Here is a 17,645-nt window from a genome sequence, read left to right as displayed (position 1 = left end):
GGGGACTATAAAAAAGTAAGCTACTGTGCTATTCATAGTTGCGTACGAAAGTTTCCGGCTCGGGTAGAGCCGGGCACATCCCGAACGGAGACATGGCCATGCCCACGCTGCTGCACATCGACTCGTCCTTCGCCCCCGCCGAGCTGTCCGCCTCCCGTTCCGTCACCGCGACGTTCCGCGAGGCGTGGGAGGCCCAGCACCCGGACGGCACGGTGATCTACCGCGATCTCGCCGCCGCTCCGGTCCCGCACCTGGACGGTGCCGCCGCGGCCGCCGGTTTCGTCCCGCCGGCCGAGCACACCGACGAGCAGCGCGCCGCGTTCGCGCTCCGCGAGGAGCTCACCCGGGAACTGGAGAGCGCGGACGTCGTCCTGATCGGCGCCCCGATGTACAACTTCACGATCCCGTCCACCCTCAAGGCGTGGCTGGACCACGTGATCATCATGGGCCGCACCTCCGGCGCCGAGCAGACCACCACCTCCGGCACCCCGACCGTGGTGGTCGCCAGCCGTGGCGGCGGCTACGGCCCGGGCACCCCGCGTGAGAGCTTCGAGTTCGTCACGACCTACCTCGGCAAGGCGCTGGGCTCCCTCGGACTGGAGACCGAGTTCATCGTTCCGGAGCTGACGCTGGCCCGGTCCAACCCCGCCATGGCCGACCTGGTCGAGCTCGCCGACGCCTCCAAGGCCAAGGCGCACGAGGAGGCCGCCGCCCAGGCCAAGGCGCTCGCCGCCCGCTTCGCCTGACCCTCGGCCGACCCCGCCCCTCTCCTCCCTCCGGCCCGCCCCGTCCGGTCCGTGCCTCCCTTCCCCGGCCGGCGCACGGACCGTCGGGTGTCGCCCCGGCCCGTCAAGCCCCTCCGGGCCGCCCGGAGGGGCCGAACGGGTTGCCCCGGGCCGCCGGCTCCCGGCCGCCGGGCCCCCTGCGGCCGGACCTGGGGCGGTACGGCCCTCGGTGGCCAACCCCATCCCGGAGCCGTTGCGGCCTCCGGACCCGGGGCCGCCCCGGCACAGCCCACGCCCGACCGGTCCCCGCCCGCACCGCCGGGGCCCGGCACGGGCGCACGGGCGGCGTGCGGGCCGGGGCGGTCCCGCGGGAACCGGCAGGCAAGGGCCCGTAGGGGCTCGCCGGGACCCGCAGGCGAGGACCGGTGGGGGCTCGCGGACCGCCGGGGGCCGGTGAGGTCCTTCGCGGGCCGGCGTGCACACCTTCCGTCCGCCTTCTGTTCGGCCTTCCGTCACCGTGCGCGCCGTACGGTGTGAAGCGGCGTCCGCCGCCCACCGTCACGGACCCGAGCCCGGAGGCCCCATGGACGACACCACCGCGGCCGAGCCCGCCGCCCTGCGACGCCGGCTCGGCCTCACCGACGCGGTGACCATCGGTCTCGGCGCGATGATCGGCGCCGGCGTCTTCGCCGCCTTCGCCCCGGCCGCCCGCGCCGCCGGCTCCGGCCTTCTCCTGGGGCTGGCCCTGGCCGCCCTGGTGGCCTACTGCAACGCCGCCTCCTCCGCCCGGCTCGCCGCCCGCCATCCCGCGTCCGGCGGCACCTACGTCTACGGGCGGGAGCGCCTCGGCCCGTTCTGGGGACACCTGGCCGGCTGGGGGTTCGTGGTCGGCAAGACCGCGTCCTGCGCCGCCATGGCGCTGACCGCCGGCGCCTACGTCTGGCCCGGCCACGAGCGTCCGGTGGCGGTGGCCGCGGTGGTGGCCCTCACCGCCCTCAACTGCTTCGGCGTCCAGAAGTCCGCCTGGTTCACCCGGGCCGCCGTCGCGGTCGTCCTCGCCGTGCTCGCCTCGGTCGTCGTCACCGCGCTGACCAGCTCCCGGGCGGACGCGGCACAACTGGAACCGGGCGCCGACGCCGACGTCACCGGGGTGCTCCAGGCGGCCGGGCTCCTCTTCTTCGCCTTCGCCGGGTACGCCCGGGTGGCCACCCTCGGCGAGGAGGTCCGCGATCCGGCCCGCACCATCCCGCGCGCCATCCCGGTCGCCCTGGGGATCACGCTCGTGGTGTACGCGGCGGTGGCCGTCGCCACCCTCGCCGTCCTCGGACCGGACCGGCTCGCCGCCGCCGGGGCCCCACTGGCGGAGACGGTCCGGGCGGCCGGCGTGCCGGAACTCGCGCCGGTGGTGCGCACCGGCGCGGCCACGGCGGCCCTCGGTGCACTGCTCGCCCTGATCCTCGGCGTCTCCCGCACCACCCTCGCCATGGCGCGCGACCGCCACCTGCCCGGGTTCCTCGCCGCCGTCGAACCCCGGCACGACGTCCCGCGCCACGCGGAGCTGGCGGTGGGGGCCGTGGTGGTGGTGCTCGCGGCGACCGTCGATCTGCGCGGCGCGATCGGCTTCTCGTCCTTCGGCGTCCTCGTCTACTACGCCGTCGCGAACGCCTCCGCCTGGACACTGCGCGCCGAGGAGACCACCGCGCGCCGGACCGTGGTCCGCACCGTGGCCGCGGTCGGCCTGGCCGGGTGTCTGCTGCTGGCCTTCAGCCTGCCGGTCACCTCGGTGATCACCGGCGCGGCGGTCCTGGCGGCCGGTGCCCTGTCGTACGCGGTACGGGCCCGGTTCACCCCGCGCTGACGCCACGGCCCCGGTCCCGGGCCCACCCCGCGCCGACACCGCGCCCCCGGCCCCGGGCGCACCCCGCGCCGACACCGCGCCCGGTCCCGGGCCCTCCTCGGTGCCGGCGGCCGGTCCGGCGGCACCCCCGGGCCCCCTCCGTCAGGGCCCGGCAGCGCCGCCGGCATCCCCCGCCCCGGCCGCCCGGTGCCACCCCGGCGAGACCGCCAGCCCGGTCCGGCGGTCACCCTCCGCTGTCACCGCCGCCAGGCCGGCATCTCCGTCCACCGGCACGACCGGGGTCGGCAGCCACCCGAAACACCCGAGGTGTCGGCCCGCGAGGCCCGTTTTCCGCTGCCGAAACGACGAAATCAAGCCTTTTTTGTGAGCATCGGCCGTCACCCGCCTCCACCTCGGGCGTCCCATCCACCCCCTCGGGCCCCCACTGGGTCCGCCTGCCCGCCGGACCGGCCCACCGACCGGCCGGAGGTTTCACCCCTCCCGCTCCCCAGCCCCCTCCGGGTCCGCCATGTGGACAAACTTTCGGCCAAGATCATGACCGCACCGGGCCGTCGCCGCGGGGCCGTATCCCGCCACCCGCACCGGGCGGGGCCGCCAGCGGCCCGCGGAAGGCAACCGGCCCGACGGTCCACACTTCCCCTCGCCTCGATCCGCGAGTCCCGCGCTCCGGACATGCCCGGAAAAACGACACGGCCCGGGCCACCCTCGAAAGGTGAAACGACCCGACCGGGCGACGAAGGACCCACGACGCCACCGAAGACCCCGCCCGAAGAGATGACCGAAATACATGGCCGAAAGTCGTGGCCAAAGGCCGGGCCCGCCGAAGATTCCCACCGCCACCCGCACCGGCCACCACCACCCCTGCCGGCACCGCCCCAGCCGTGCTGTCCCGCCCTCGCCGGAACGCCGTGGGGCGCACCGGGAGCGTGGAGTGCGGGACCGCCCGGTGGCCTCGATCGCGTCCTCCGGCAGCCCGCTCAGGGGCCGGTTCACCGGTCGCCACCGGAACCGTCGATGCCGCGCCCGCACTCAAGACCGCGCCACCGCCGCCGGGGCCGGCACTGCCGTGCCCATGCCTACGCCCCGCCCGCCACAGGCACCCGCGGCCCCACCCGGCACCCGGAATCGACTCGACGCACGGAAGCGCTCATCAGCACTCACCACAAGGAGCAGCAACAGCGGAGAAGGCACCGACACCACAAGCCGCACCAGCACCAGCACCAGCACCAGCACCAGCACCAGCAGGGGCACGAACAACAACAAAAAAGAAGCGGGCCTCTCCAGTGACTTTCGTCACCGGGGAGACCCGCTTCATCTGTGCGCGAGGGGGGAGTTGAACCCCCACGCCCTTTCGGGCACTGGAACCTGAATCCAGCGCGTCTGCCTATTCCGCCACCCGCGCATGGGTGTTGCCGTTCTGATTCTCCCTTAGTGCCGACCCGATCTGGCTGATCCGGCCCGGTGCTCCGGGGAGCGCCTTCCGACATGCAGAACATTAGCACGCTGTGCGGGGTGTCTTCACACCCGTTCCCCGCCGGCCGCCACCAGGCCGGCACCCGCCCCCTGCGGACCGCCACCGGCCCCGCCGCGCCACCACGACACCCGCCGCGCCACCGCGGGCCCCGCCGCACCACCACGGCCCCCGCGCCGGCCACCACCACGGTTCCGCACCGGCCGCCACCGCGCCCCCGGCACCCCCCACCACCACCACGACCCCGCCCCGTCCCGCCTCCGCCACGACCCCGGCGCGCCCCGCGCCGCACACCGGCGCCGGACCTCGCGCCACAGCCCCCGCCACCCCGCACCCCGCCCCCACCGGGACCCGTCCCCCGGGCCCGGTGCCCGGCCGCCCGGCCTCGCCCCCGCCCGTGCCGCCCCCGGCCGTCCGGAGACCTCGCCGGTTGCGGGACACTGTTATGACGGCGCCTCTACGATCCCTGTGAGAGGTCACACTCCTCCACAGGGCCAGGAAGGGGAACCACCCGATTTCCCGACGCGTGGATACGATCAGTAAGCAGTATCAGGACGACACTGTGAACGACTCTGGGAACGACTGAGGAAGGAGGTGCCCCGTGGGAGTACTCAAGCGGTTCGAGCAGCGTCTCGAAGGTCTCGTGAACGGCACCTTCGCCAAGGTGTTCAAGTCAGAAGTGCAGCCCGTCGAGATCGCGGGCGCGCTCCAGCGGGAGTGCGACAACAACGCCACCATCTGGAACCGTGACCGCACCGTCGTCCCCAATGACTTCATCGTGGAGCTGAGCACCCCGGACTACGAGCGGCTCAGCCCGTACTCCGGTCAGCTCGGCGACGAGCTGGCCGGCATGGTCCGCGACTACGCCAAGCAGCAGCGGTACACCTTCATGGGTGCCATCAAGGTGCACCTGCAGAAGGCGGAGGACCTGGACACCGGCCTGTACCGGGTGCGCAGCCGCACCCTGGCGGCCAGCGAGTCGCAGAACCCGCACCAGGGCCATCCCGGACAGGGCCAGCCCGCGCAGCCGTCCGCCGGGTCCGGGCCCGCGCCCGGGCGGCGGCCAGACGCGCCGCTGGATCGAGATCAACGGCAACCGCCACCAGATCTCCCGGCCCACCCTGGTGCTCGGCCGCAGCACGGACGCCGACGTCCGCATCGACGACCCCGGCGTCTCCCGCAGGCACTGCGAGATCCGCGCCGGGAACCCCCCGACCATCCAGGACCTGGGCTCGACGAACGGGATCGTGGTGGACGGACAGCACACCACCCGCGCTACGCTCCGCGACGGCTCGCGGATCGTCGTGGGCAGTACCACCATCGTTTACCGGCAAGCCGAAGGGTGAAGCGGGGGCAATGTCAGAGCTGACCCTCACGGTCATGCGGTTGGGTTTCCTCGCCGTACTGTGGCTGTTCGTCATCGTGGCCGTCCAGGTCATCCGCAGTGATCTGTTCGGCACGCGCGTGACGCAGCGGGCCGGGGGTGCCCGCCGGGCCGCCCCCGACCGGTCCGGGCAGCGGCAGGGTTCCGCCCCGCCCCCGCAGCGCCAGTCCGGCGGCCGGGGCCAGTCCGGTGGCCGGGGCCGCCGGAACGCGCCGACCAAGCTGGTCGTGACCGAGGGCTCGCTGTCCGGCACCACCGTCGCCCTCCAGGGCCAGACCATCACCTTGGGCCGTGCCCATGACTCCACGATCGTGCTGGACGACGACTACGCCTCCAGCCGCCATGCCAGGATCTACCCCGACCAGGGGGGCCAGTGGATCGTCGAGGATCTCGGATCCACCAACGGCACGTACCTCGACCGGACCCGGCTCACCACACCGACACCGATTCCGCTGGGCGCGCCGATCCGCATCGGCAAGACCGTCATCGAGCTGCGGAAGTAGTACGACCATGACGACCGGAGGGTGGGCAGCGTGTCAGCAAAGGGGCTGTTCCCGGAGCCGACGGGTGAGGTGCGCATGAGTCTGTCGCTGCGTTTCGCCGCCGGGTCGCACAAGGGCATGATCCGCGAGGGCAACGAGGACTCCGGTTACGCCGGCCCCCGGCTGCTCGCCATCGCCGACGGCATGGGCGGACAGGCCGCCGGCGAGGTGGCCAGCTCCGAAGTGATCTCCACGCTCGTCCAGCTCGACGACGACGTCCCCGGCTCCGACCTCCTCACCTCCCTGGGCAGCGCGGTGCAGCGCGCCAACGAGCAGCTGCGCGTCATGGTGGACGAGGACCCGCAGCTGGAGGGCATGGGCACCACACTCACCGCACTGCTGTGGACCGGCCAGCGGCTGGGCCTGGTACACGTCGGCGACTCCCGCGCCTACCTGCTGCGCGACGGGGTGCTCACCCAGATCACCCAGGACCACACCTGGGTGCAGCGGCTGGTGGACGAGGGCCGGATCACCGAGGAGGAGGCCACCACCCACCCGCAGCGCTCCCTGCTGATGCGCGCGCTGGGCAGCGGCGACCACGTGGAACCGGACCTGTCGATCCGCGAGGTGCGGGCCGGCGACCGGTACCTGATCTGCTCCGACGGCCTGTCCGGGGTGGTCAGCCACCAGACGCTGGAGGACACCCTCGCCAGCTACCAGGGCCCGCACGAGACGGTCCAGGAGCTGATCCAGCTCGCGCTGCGCGGCGGCGGCCCCGACAACATCACCTGCATCGTCGCCGACGTCCTCGACGTGGACGACAACGACACCCTCGCCGCCCAGCTCAGCGACACCCCGGTGATCGTCGGTGCGGTCGCCGAGAACCAGGTGCAGCTCGGCGACGGCGGGGCCTCCCAGACCCCGGCCGGCCGCGCCGCCGAACTGGGCCGCTCGGTGCCCGCACAGCAGGACGCGCCCGGCGGCTTCGGCCCGCCCGGCAGCGGCTCCCCCTCGCTCGGCGGGCCGCCCGACGGCAGCTTCGACGCCTACGCCGACACCGACCTGGGCAAGAAGCCCGGCCGCAGCCCCTGGCTGAAGCGGTCGCTCTACATCGGCCTCGGCCTCGCGGTGGCCGGCGGCGCGCTCTACGGCGGCTACCGCTGGACCCAGAACCAGTACTACGTGGGAACCAAAGGGGACCACGTCGCCATCTACCAGGGCATCAGCCAGGACCTCGCCTGGATCAGCCTCAACGAGGTCCACGAGGACCACCGCGAGATCGAACTCAAGTACCTCCCGGTGGACCAGCGGGAGCGGCTGAAGGAGACCATCGCGTTCAGCAGCCTCGGCCAGGCGCGGGCGAAGACCCGCACCCTGGCCACGCTCGCCAGCGCCTGCCGCAAGGTGGAGGAGCGCAGGCAGGCGGACGAGGAGCGGAAGCGGGCCGAGGACGCGCACAAGGAGCTCGGCGGCGACAAGGAGAAGGACCCGGCGCAGACCGGTCCCGACGGCAGGCCCGCGGACGGCGCGAGCCCGCCCCCCGGCACATCGCAGCAGACCCCGGTCCCGCCCGGCGGTGCCGGCACGGGCCAGCTGCAGACGCAGGCGTACACCGCGGACACGCCCACGCCCCGGCCCGGTCCCACACTGACCGCCGAGGAGCAGAAGTTGGTCCCGCAGTGCAGCACCGCCCAGCAGTGAAGCCGTAGGGGGCCGTCGAGCAATGAGCAGTACCTCCAACACGACCACCATCAGTACGGTCGGGCCGCCCAGCAGGCGCAACACCGAACTGGCGATGCTCGCCTTCGCGGTGATCATCCCCGTGCTGGCCTACGCCAACGTGGGCCTGGCGCTCAGCGACGAGCTGCCCTCCGGCCTGCTCAGCTACGGGCTGGGCCTGGGCTTCATGGCGGGCGTGGGCCACCTGGTGGTCCGCAAGTTCGCCCCGTACGCCGACCCGCTGCTGCTGCCGCTGGCCACCCTGCTCAACGGACTGGGCCTGGTGCTCATCTGGCGGCTGGACCAGTCCCGCCGGCTGGCCCAGCGCGCCGAGGCCGCCGGCGGTGAGTTCACCGTGGCCGCGCCGCGCCAGCTGATGTACTCGGCCATGGGCATAGCCCTGTTCGTGGCCGTCCTGCTGCTGCTGAAGGACCACCGCAAGCTCCAGCGGTACACCTACATCTCGATGTTCGTCTCGCTGGTCCTGCTGCTGCTGCCGCTCGTGCCGGGCCTGGGCATGAACGTGTTCGGTGCCCGCATCTGGATCAGCGTGGCCGGCTTCTCCATCCAGCCGGCCGAGTTCGCCAAGATCGTCATCGCGGTCTTCTTCGCCGGGTACCTCATGGTCAAGCGGGACGCGCTGGCGCTGGCCAGCCGCCGCTTCATGGGCATGTACCTGCCGCGCGGACGGGACCTGTTCCCGATCCTCACCGTCTGGGCGATCAGCATCCTGATCCTGGTCTTCGAGACCGACCTGGGCACCTCGCTGCTGTTCTTCGGCATGTTCGTGGTGATGCTGTACGTGGCCACCGAGCGCACCAGCTGGATCGTCTTCGGTCTGCTGATGTCCGCCGCCGGCGCGGTCACCGTCTCCACCTTCGAGCCCCACGTCGAGCAGCGCGTCAACGCCTGGCTGGACCCCTTCGCCGCGTTCGAGAACGGCACCACCGACCAGATCGCCCAGGCGCTGATGGCCTTCGGCTCCGGCGGCACCGTCGGCACCGGCCTGGGCCAGGGCAACTCCGACCTCATCGGCTTCGCCGCCAACTCCGACTTCATCCTCGCCACCGTCGGCGAGGAGCTGGGTCTGGGCGGCACCATGGCGATCCTGCTGATCTACGCACTGATCGTGGAGCGCGGCGCGCGCACCGCGCTGGCCGCCCGGGACCCGTTCGGCAAGATGCTCGCCATCGGACTGTCGGCCGCCTTCGCCATCCAGGTCTTCGTCGTCGCCGGCGGTGTGATGGGCCTGATCCCGCTGACCGGTATGACCATGCCGTTCATGGCGTACGGCGGCTCCTCGGTGATCGCCAACTGGGCGCTGATCGCCGTACTCATCCGGATCAGCGACACCGCGCGCCGCCCGGCACCGGCCCCCGCGCCCTCCCCAGACGCCGAGATGACCCAGGTGGTCCGACCGTGAACAAGCCGGTGCGCCGCATCGCGATCTTCTGCGGCCTGCTGATCCTCGCCCTGCTGGTGCGCGACAACTGGCTCCAGTACGTCCAGGCCGAGGACCTGCAGAGCAACAAGCACAACCGCCGGGTGCTGATCGCCCGCTACAGCCAGCCGCGCGGCAACATCTTCGTGGACGGCGGGGCCACCGCCATCACCGGCTCGGTCGAGACCAACGGCACCGACTTCAAGTACAAGCGCACCTACAAGAACGGCGAGATGTGGGCGCCGGTCACCGGCTACGCCTCGCAGGCGTACGGCGCCACCCAGATCGAGAACCTCGAAGACGGCATCCTCACCGGCGACGACGACCGGCTGTTCTTCAACCGCACCATCGACATGTTCACCGGTGAGGAGCGCAAGGGCGGCGACGTCATCACCACGCTCAACTCCAAGGCGCAGAAGGCGGCCTTCGAGGGGCTGGGCGACAAGCGGGGCGCGGTCGCCGCGATCGACCCCAAGACCGGCCGCATCCTGGCCCTGGCCAGCACCCCCAGCTACGACCCCTCGACCATCGCCGGCAACGGCGAGAAGGACGAGAAGGCGTGGAAGGCGCTGGACAAGAAGAACAACCCGTCCGACCCGATGCTCAACCGGGCGCTGCGCCAGACCTACGCGCCGGGCTCCACGTTCAAGGTGGTCACCGCCGCCGCGGCGCTGGAGGACGGGCTGTACACCGACATCGACGCCAAGACCCGCTCGCCGCTGCCGTGGCGGCTGCCGCTGTCCACCAAGCACCTGGCGAACGAGGGCAACCTGCCCTGCGAGAACGCCTCGCTGCGGGAGGCGCTGCGGGTCTCCTGCAACACGGTGTTCGGCAAGCTCGGCGACGACCTGGGCGTGGAGAAGATGCGCGAGCAGGCCGAGAAGTTCGGCTTCAACGAGGAGGTGTACACCCCGGTCCGGGCGAACGCCAGCGTCTACCCGGAGGAGATGGACCGCCCCTCCAACGCGATGTCCGCCATCGGCCAGTTCGACACCCGCGCCACCCCGCTCCAGATGGCCATGGTGGCCGCCGCGATCGCCAACGACGGCAAGCTCATGGAGCCGTACATGGTCGACAAGCTGCGCGCCCCCAACCTCAACGACATCGAGCGGCACACGCCCGCCCCGCTGAGCCAGGCGGTCTCCGCCGACACCGCCCACAAGCTCCAGGAGATGATGGAGACGGTGGTCAAGAGCGGCACCGGAACCAAGGCTCAGATCTCCGGCGTCACGGTCGGTGGGAAGACCGGTACCGCGCAGCGCGGCATCGCCAACAGCGAGAACCCGTACGCCTGGTTCATCTCCTACGCCAAGGGGAAGGACGGGTCCTCGCCGGTGGCGGTCGCCGTGGTGATCGAGGGCTCGGACACCACCCGCAGCGACATCGCGGGCGGCAGGCTCGCCGCTCCCATCGCGCGGGACGTGATGAAGGCGGTGCTCGACAGCGAGAAGTGACACCGGTCACCCCTTGCACCGGGGCCCGTCGCGGGTCGCGCCGGAGCCGGACAGTGACTCAGGTCACCTCCGGATACCGATTCCGCACATCCCTGTACCGGTCGGGTATCAGGTACCGGTTGCGGCCGGGAGCCGTGCGGAGTGCCCGGTAGCGTAGTCGCGAGCAGCACACCGCCGGGGCCCCACACCTGGGGGTACCTCCCAGGGGGAAGCCCGGGGGGAGGTCGGGAATGACGGAAGAGGGCTGGAGTAGCTATGGAAGAGCCGCGTCGCCTCGGCGGCCGGTACGAACTGGGCTCGGTGCTCGGACGCGGCGGCATGGCCGAGGTCTACCTCGCGCACGACACCCGCCTCGGCCGCACGGTCGCCGTGAAGACGCTCCGGGTGGACCTCGCCCGTGATCCGTCCTTCCAGGCCCGGTTCCGCCGGGAGGCCCAGTCCGCGGCCTCGCTCAACCATCCCGCGATCGTCGCGGTCTACGACACCGGCGAGGATTACGTCGACGGTGTCTCGATCCCGTACATCGTGATGGAGTACGTGGACGGCTCGACCCTCCGGGAGCTGCTGCACTCCGGGAGGAAGCTGCTGCCCGAGCGGTCGCTGGAGATGACCATCGGCATCCTCCAGGCGCTGGAGTACTCCCACCGCAACGGCATCGTGCACCGCGACATCAAGCCCGCGAACGTGATGCTGACCCGCACCGGCCAGGTCAAGGTGATGGACTTCGGCATCGCCCGCGCCATGGGCGACGCCGGCATGACCATGACCCAGACGGCGGCCGTCATCGGCACCGCCCAGTACCTCTCCCCGGAACAGGCCAAGGGCGAGCAGGTGGACGCCCGTTCCGACCTGTACTCCACCGGCTGCCTGCTCTACGAACTCCTCACCGTGCGGCCCCCGTTCGTCGGTGACTCCCCGGTCGCGGTCGCCTACCAGCACGTCCGCGAGGAACCGAACCCGCCGAGCACCTTCGATCCCGAGATCACCCCCGAGATGGACGCCATCGTCCTGCGGGCGCTGGTCAAGGACCCCGACTACCGCTACCAGTCGGCGGACGAGATGCGCGCCGACATCGAGGCCGCGCTGGACGGCCAGCCGGTCGCCGCCACCGCGGCGCTGGGCAGCGTGGGGTACGGCGAGGACCAGCCGACGACCATGCTCCGGCCTCAGGACAACGGCGCCCCGACCTCGATGCTGCCGCCGGTCCGCGACGACGACGGCGGCTTCGGCTACGACGAGCGGCCGGACCGCCGGCGCGGCGGCGAGCGCAAGAGCCGCGCCCTGACCGTCATGCTGGTGCTCGCCGGCATCCTGGTGCTGATCGGCACGGTCTTCCTCGGCAAGTACCTGTTCGCCGGTGGCAAGGACGACAACATGGTCCGGGTGCCGGTGCTGAAGGGGAAGACCCTCCAGGAGGCCGAACAGGCGGGCATCAACGGCGGCTTCAAGGTCGAGAAGACCGGCGAGAAGTTCTGCGCGGTGCCGAAGGACACCGTCTGCGAGCAGACCCCGGCCGGTGGCGAGGGCTCGGAGATCGAGCGGGACGGCACCGTCCAGCTGACCATGTCCAAGGGGCGCAAGCCGGCCGAGAAGGTCGAGGTGCCGGACGTGGTCAACGACACCTACGAGAACGCCAAGGCCGAGCTGGAGCAGGCCGGCTTCCAGGTCTCCATGCAGGCCAGCGAGTCGTCCGGGGCGACGCCCGGCACGGTGCTCTCACAGGACCCCACCGGTGGCAGCAAGGTGGCGAAGAACACCACCGTCACGCTCACCGTGGCGAAGTCCCCGGAGATGATCACCGTGCCGGCGGTGACCGGGCTGTCGCTGGCGGACGCCAAGGCCAAGCTGGAGAGCAAGGGCCTGAAGGTGCAGTCGACCGAGGAGGAGAACGGCACCGCGCAGGAGGGCACCGTCTTCGAGCAGACCCCGGCCGGCGGCCAGGAGGTGGTGGCCAACTCCACCATCGCGCTCAAGGTGGCCAAGAAGCCCGCCGCCCCGGAGACCTCCCAGGTGCCGGCGATGACCGGCTGGACGCTGAAGGACGCCAAGAAGGAGCTGGAGAAGCTCCAGCTGTCCGTCACGGTCGTGGCCGGCCCGCAGGACGACAACGCCCGGGTGCTGGCCAGCAACCCCGGCGCCGGGTCCGAGGTGCCGCGCGGCACGGTGGTGAACCTGACCACCGTGCCGGGTGGCGGCGGCCCCGGGAACGGCGGCCAGGGCGGCAACGACGGTGGTGACGGCGACGTGGAGTGGTTCGGCGGCACCACCGGCCGCCCCGCGGACGAGTAACCCCGTCCCCTCCCGGCTCCCCCGCCCGGACCGCGTCGCACGCGCCGGGCGGGCGGGAGCCCGGCCGGGCCGGGGAGCCGGCCCGGCAGAAGAAGCCGGTCGGGCCGGGAAGGCCGCGGCAGGGACCGACGCACGCGGGGCCGTGAGCCCCCGGCATCCGCACGACGGCGGGTGCCGGGGGCTCCGGTGTTCCCTGGGCGCGTGGGAGCGGTTTGACGGGCCTCGAACGGGCCCGACCGGGCCTGGCGGCCGCGCGTGACCGGATCCGCGACCCCGGGCGGGCCTTGGCGGGCCTTGGTGGGCCCTGGGCGAACCTCGGGCGGGCCTGGCCGGCCTGGCGGACCTGGCGCGCCCGACCGGGCCTGGCGTGGCCTGGCGGGGCCTGACAGGTCCGTCCCGGGGCCCGGTCCGGGGACGGGGACGGGCCCGGTCCGGGGACGCCCCGGGGCCGGGTCGGCCGGGCCCCCGGCGGTCAGTCGGCGAGTTCCCTGGGCGGGGTGCGGCGGGCGTCCACCTTCTCGGTGCGCTCCAGCTCCCCCCACACCACGTAGCGGTGGCGGGAGGTGTAGACGGGCGTACAGGTGGACAGCGTGATGTACCGCCCCGCCTCGGTGCGCCCGGAGCCCTCGGGGATCGGGTCGAGGACGCCGACGTTGTACTTCGAGGTCTCGCTGAGCTTGGCGAAGACCTTGTAGACGTACCAGGTGTCGCGGGTCTCGAAGACCATCACGTCGCCCTTGTCGAGCTTGTGGATGTTGTGGAACTTCGCGCCGTGCCCGTCACGGTGCGCGGCCAGCGAGAAGTTGCCCTTAGCGTCCCACGGCATCGCCGACTTGACCGGCTTGGTGTAGAAGCCCGCCACCCCGTCGTTGAGGACCTTGGTGGAGGTGCCGCGCTTGACCAGCACCTCGCCGTTGTCCATCGCCGGCACGTGCAGGAAGCCGATGCCGTCCCGGGTGTCCAGCTTCCCCGGCCCCTGGGCCCAGACGTCCCGTACGTGATTGCCCTGCCGCTTCGCCTCCCGGTCGGCCAGCACGTTGGTCCACCACAGCGAGTAGACGACGAACAGCGCGAGCAGCACCCCGACGGTGATCAGCAGTTCACCGAAGACGCCGATCGCGGTGGCGATCCGGCCGCGGCCGCGGCGGCGCGGTGCGGCCGGTGCCGGGGCGGCCGGAGAGGGGGACGGGGACGGCGCAGCCCCGTCCGGTCTGTCGTGCTGCTCGGTCCGTGCCACGCGTCGTACTCCGTTTCTCGCTCAGCCGACCAGCGCGTCCGGCTTCCCCTCGTCACGCGGCCGTTCCTCGACCATCTTGCCCCACACGATCATTCGGTACGTACTGGTGAACTCGGGCGTACAGGTGGTCAGTGTGATGTACCGGCCGGGGCCGGTGAAGCCCGAGCCGGCCGGGACCGGGTCGATCACCGCGACGTTCGACGGGGACGTCTGGGGCAGGATCTTCGCCATCTCGTACACGAAATAGGTGTCCTGCGTCTCCACGACGATCTCGTCACCGGGCTTGAGACGGTTGATGTAACGGAACGGCTCGCCATGGGTGTTGCGGTGCCCGGCGACCGCGAAGTTGCCCTTCTTCTCCCAGGGCATCGCGGTCTTCAGCGGGGCCTCGCCGTAGTGGCCCACCAGCCCCCGGTCCAGGACGTTGTGCTTGTCGATGCCCTCGGCCACCGGGACCTTCACGTCGAGCTTGGGGATGTACATGATGGCGAACCCCTTGCCCGGGGAGAACACGTCCGGTGCCCGCTCCGCCCGCGCCCACCGCTCCTGGAGCTTCTTCGCCTCCTCCGCCGCGATCTGCTGCGCGCGGATGTTGGACCACCACAGCTGGTAGGTGACGAAGAGCAGCATCAGCACGCCGAGGGTGATGAAGAGTTCGCCGGCCACCCGGCTGATGACGGCCCCCCGGCTGTCCTTGCGGGCCCGTGCGGCGCGCCGGGCCTCGGTACGGGTGCGGGGGCCGGTGGCCGCGGCCGGTCCGGCCGGCGGAGCCGTACGCGGGCCGGTCACGGCGCCGCCACCGCGCGGCGCGCCGGACCGGGCGTGGGCGGCGGTCGTCGCGCCGGTCGCGGCGGCGGGCCCGGCGCCGGCGGCGGTCCGGGCGGCAGCCGCGGGGCCGGTCGGCGCCCGCTCACCCGGCCGGGCCCCTCCCCGGGCCCCCTGCTGGGCCGCCCGGCGGCGGGCGGCGCGGCCCCGGGCGGCGAGCGAGAGGGCCGGGGCGGGCCCGTCCCCCACCGGCCGCAGCATGACCGTCTCGTCACCGCGGGGCGGCGGCGCGGGGGACGCCCCGGCACCGGCAGGGGCGCCGGGCGGGACTCCCGCCGGGGCCCCCGCCGGGGCGGACATCGCGGTACCGGCCGGGGCACCCGCCGCGGGGGGCCTGACCGCCCGGAGGGTGACGGTCTCCTCGACACGTGACGGCGCGCCCGCGGCGTTCCCGGCGCGCTGCTGACCGGGCCCGGGAGCGGTCCGGGGGCCGGCTCCCGGGACCGGGCGCGGGCCCGGGGTGGGCGGCGGCCCGGGAGACGGGCGCGGACCGGGGAGGTCGGCGGACCGGGGGTCGGGCGCGGAACCGGGCGCGGGCCGGTGGGCGGCGGACCGGGGGTGCACCGCGGTCCGGGGGTCGGACGTCCCCGGCAGCGGGCCGGGCGGGGCCGTGCGCCGCGCCGGCGGGGGCTGCTCGGGCGGCAGCGGCCCCGGAGGCGGACCGACCGGGCCGGCGGGCTGCGGGACCGCCGGGGGCAGCGGCATCGAGACCGGAGCGGCGCGCGGTGGGGGCAACGGGTCGGTCAGGGGGTCGGCGAGCTGCTCGACGGCCGCCGCGAACGCCTCCTCGTCCCCGTACGCGGCGAAGCCGTACGAGACGGGCTCCCCGGCACCGTCCGTGGCGCCCGGGAAGCCGGTGCCGTCCGGGGCGTCCGCACGCTCGGGGCGGCGCGAGGTCACCCGACGGCCTTGCCGCCCGCCGTGCCGACCACCGGCGCCAGCCCTTCCGAACGGCCCACGGCGCCCTCGTCGCCGCACATCGCCAGCCAGTTGGCGAGCATCCGGTGCCCCCACTCGGTGAGCACCGACTCGGGGTGGAACTGCACGCCCTCCACCATCAGATCGCGGTGCCGCAGCCCCATCGGGATGATCCGTCCGGGCTCGCCGGTCTCGGTCCAGGCGGTGATCTCCAGCTCCGGCGGCAGCGTGTCCCGCTCCACCGAGAGCGAGTGGTAGCGGGTGGCGGTGAACGGGGACGGCAGCCCCTGGAAGACCCCCGCGCCCTCGTGGAGCACCGGTGAGGTCTTGCCGTGCAGCAGCTCCGGCGCCCGGCCCACCACGCCGCCGTAGGCCACCGCCATGGACTGCATCCCCAGGCAGACCCCGAAGACCGGCACGCCGGTGCCGGCGCAGTGCCGCACCATCTCGACGCACACCCCGGCCTCCTCGGGGGTGCCGGGCCCGGGGGAGAGCAGCACCCCGTCGAACCCGTCCTGGGCGTGGTCCAGGGCGACCTCGTCGTTCCGCCGCACCTCGCACTCGGCGCCGAGCTGGTAGAGGTACTGCACCAGGTTGAAGACGAAGCTGTCGTAGTTGTCCACGACCAGCACACGCGCGGGGCTCATCGGTTGTCCGCCATTCCGTTGTCAACCGTCACGTCGTTGAACGGCAGCAACGGCTCGGCCCACGGGAAGACGTACTGGAAGAGCACGTAGACGATGCCCAGCACCAGCAGCACCGAGATCAGTGCCCGCACCCATGCGTTGCCCGGCAGATGCCGCCAGATCCACCCGTACATGACGTCCCTTCCCATCGCTGCTGCACCAGAGTAAGGGGACGCGGCGACGGCGCAGGCCCAGTCGCCGGAAGCCGGCCCGGCGGCACCGGCCGTACCCGGTGGTGCCCGGCGGCGCGGGGGTGCCGTCAGCCGGCGGGGCGCGCCTGCCGCAGGTCCACGGTGCCCGAGTAGCCGGGCAGCTGGACCGACCCGTGTTCGTCGACGTCCCAGCCGAGGCCGTACGCCCGGACGTACTCCTTGTAGTTGCCGATGGCGGGCGAGGCGTCCAGGGCCCGCCGCAGCGAGGACCGGTCGCCGACCGCGGTCACCGTGTACGGCGGGGAGTACAGCCGGCCCTGGAGGATCAGGGTGTTGCCGACGCAGCGGACCGCGCTGGTGGAGATCAGCCGCTGATCCATCACCTTGATGCCCTTCGCCCCGCCCGCCCAGAGCGCGTTCACCACGGCCTGCAGGTCCTGCTGGTGGATGACGAGGTCGTTGGGCTGCGGCTCGGGCACCCCGGGCACCCGCGCGGTGGCGTCCGGCGGTGCGTCGGTGAGGGTCACGGTCAGCCCGGGCCCCCGCACCGGGCGGGTGCCGGCCGCCTTCTCCAGCGCCGTCAGCTCGGCGTCCTGGGCCGCGGTGGAGCCGTCGTCGCGGCGGGCGAGCCGGTCGACCTCCGAGCGCACCTTGGCGGTGCTCCGGTCGAGCTTCTCGTTCTTGCGGCTGCGCTCCTGGATCAGGTCGGAGAGCCGCAGCATCGATTCGTCGCTGCGCAGATCGGTGCCCTTGGCGGTGTCGAAACTCACCCAGAAGATGAGTCCGGCGAGGGCGAAGACGGCCACCGTGAGCAGTCGGACCGGACGGAAGGAGAACCGGCCCGGACGGAGGAAGGGCCGGCGGGGAGCCGGGTCGGGGGAGTCAGCAGAATTGCTCAACGTACCCTTACTCCTTACGACGCCACGGAAGCACTACGCTAACGGACACCCCGGGGGATGGTGGTGCTGCCTCGTCACACGTCCGGCCCCGGTCCCGCCGGCCCA

13 protein-coding genes, 1 tRNA gene and 1 pseudogene are annotated in these 17,645 nt (G+C 72.8%); 8 read left to right on the top strand and 7 right to left on the bottom strand.

Annotation, left to right across the window (positions count from 1 at the left end):
- Window positions 1–98 precede the first annotated feature (98 nt).
- Entirely contained in the window at window positions 99–746 is a 648-nt protein-coding gene (locus IHE55_RS14855) for an FMN-dependent NADH-azoreductase (protein ID WP_197992012.1), read from the top strand.
- A 562-nt stretch (window positions 747–1,308) separates the two neighbouring features.
- Window positions 1,309–2,583, top strand: a complete 1,275-nt coding sequence (locus IHE55_RS14850) for an APC family permease (RefSeq protein WP_197989464.1) — start codon at window positions 1,309–1,311, stop codon at window positions 2,581–2,583.
- Between the two features lie 1,029 nt (window positions 2,584–3,612).
- On the opposite strand, the gene IHE55_RS14845 is transcribed toward IHE55_RS14850, so the two are convergent.
- Both IHE55_RS14845 and IHE55_RS14840 read right to left on the bottom strand, forming a co-directional pair.
- Window positions 3,613–3,834 carry a hypothetical protein gene (locus tag IHE55_RS14845; protein ID WP_197989463.1) on the bottom strand — a complete coding sequence of 74 codons (222 nt, stop codon included), beginning with the start codon at window positions 3,832–3,834 and terminating at the stop codon, window positions 3,613–3,615.
- A gap of 67 nt (window positions 3,835–3,901) precedes the next feature.
- Window positions 3,902–3,985, bottom strand: a tRNA-Leu gene (locus IHE55_RS14840).
- Between the two features lie 670 nt (window positions 3,986–4,655).
- Here IHE55_RS14840 and IHE55_RS14835 point away from each other — a divergent pair.
- The 6 genes and pseudogenes from IHE55_RS14835 to pknB all read left to right on the top strand — a co-directional run bounded on the left by IHE55_RS14835 (window position 4,656) and on the right by pknB (window position 12,823).
- A pseudogene (locus IHE55_RS14835) lies at window positions 4,656–5,400 on the top strand (FHA domain-containing protein).
- Window positions 5,401–5,410: 10 nt separating this feature from the next.
- Window positions 5,411–5,941 (top strand): FHA domain-containing protein FhaB/FipA, encoded by a 531-nt coding sequence (locus IHE55_RS14830; protein ID WP_197989462.1) that lies wholly within the window; start codon window positions 5,411–5,413, stop codon window positions 5,939–5,941.
- Window positions 5,942–6,016: 75 nt separating this feature from the next.
- Window positions 6,017–7,621, top strand: a complete 1,605-nt coding sequence (locus tag IHE55_RS14825; RefSeq protein ID WP_197992011.1) for a PP2C family protein-serine/threonine phosphatase — start codon at window positions 6,017–6,019, stop codon at window positions 7,619–7,621.
- A gap of 22 nt (window positions 7,622–7,643) precedes the next feature.
- Complete coding sequence (locus tag IHE55_RS14820; protein ID WP_197989461.1) at window positions 7,644–9,062, top strand: FtsW/RodA/SpoVE family cell cycle protein; 1,419 nt, start codon at window positions 7,644–7,646, stop codon at window positions 9,060–9,062.
- Complete coding sequence (locus IHE55_RS14815; protein ID WP_197989460.1) at window positions 9,059–10,534, top strand: peptidoglycan D,D-transpeptidase FtsI family protein; 1,476 nt, start codon at window positions 9,059–9,061, stop codon at window positions 10,532–10,534. Before IHE55_RS14820 ends, IHE55_RS14815 begins: the two co-directional genes overlap by 4 nt.
- A 255-nt stretch (window positions 10,535–10,789) precedes the next feature.
- Window positions 10,790–12,823 (top strand): Stk1 family PASTA domain-containing Ser/Thr kinase, encoded by a 2,034-nt coding sequence (pknB, locus tag IHE55_RS14810; RefSeq protein ID WP_197989459.1) that lies wholly within the window; start codon window positions 10,790–10,792, stop codon window positions 12,821–12,823.
- 472 nt (window positions 12,824–13,295) lie between these two features.
- On the opposite strand, the gene IHE55_RS14805 is transcribed toward pknB, so the two are convergent.
- The 5 genes from IHE55_RS14805 to IHE55_RS14785 all read right to left on the bottom strand — a co-directional run bounded on the left by IHE55_RS14805 (window position 13,296) and on the right by IHE55_RS14785 (window position 17,540).
- Window positions 13,296–14,060: a class E sortase gene (locus IHE55_RS14805; RefSeq protein WP_197989458.1), complete on the bottom strand. Its 765-nt coding sequence runs from the start codon at window positions 14,058–14,060 to the stop codon at window positions 13,296–13,298.
- Between the two features lie 21 nt (window positions 14,061–14,081).
- A complete protein-coding gene (locus tag IHE55_RS33415; protein ID WP_443742607.1) occupies window positions 14,082–15,086 on the bottom strand; it encodes a class E sortase in 1,005 nt (334 codons plus the stop codon).
- Between the two features lie 695 nt (window positions 15,087–15,781).
- Window positions 15,782–16,450, bottom strand: a complete 669-nt coding sequence (locus tag IHE55_RS14795; RefSeq protein ID WP_197989457.1) for an aminodeoxychorismate/anthranilate synthase component II — start codon at window positions 16,448–16,450, stop codon at window positions 15,782–15,784.
- Window positions 16,447–16,638, bottom strand: coding sequence for a hypothetical protein (locus IHE55_RS14790; protein ID WP_197992320.1), 192 nt, complete (start codon window positions 16,636–16,638; stop codon window positions 16,447–16,449). Before IHE55_RS14790 ends, IHE55_RS14795 begins: the two co-directional genes overlap by 4 nt.
- 110 nt (window positions 16,639–16,748) lie before the next feature.
- Window positions 16,749–17,540, bottom strand: coding sequence for a DUF881 domain-containing protein (locus IHE55_RS14785; RefSeq protein WP_197989456.1), 792 nt, complete (start codon window positions 17,538–17,540; stop codon window positions 16,749–16,751).
- Window positions 17,541–17,645: the final 105 nt, after the last annotated feature.

The sequence above is a fragment of the Streptomyces pactum genome, from assembly GCF_016031615.1.
In the GTDB taxonomy this organism is placed as follows: Bacteria; Actinomycetota; Actinomycetes; order Streptomycetales; family Streptomycetaceae; genus Streptomyces; species Streptomyces pactus.
This window is presented reverse-complemented; position numbering and strand designations above follow the sequence as displayed.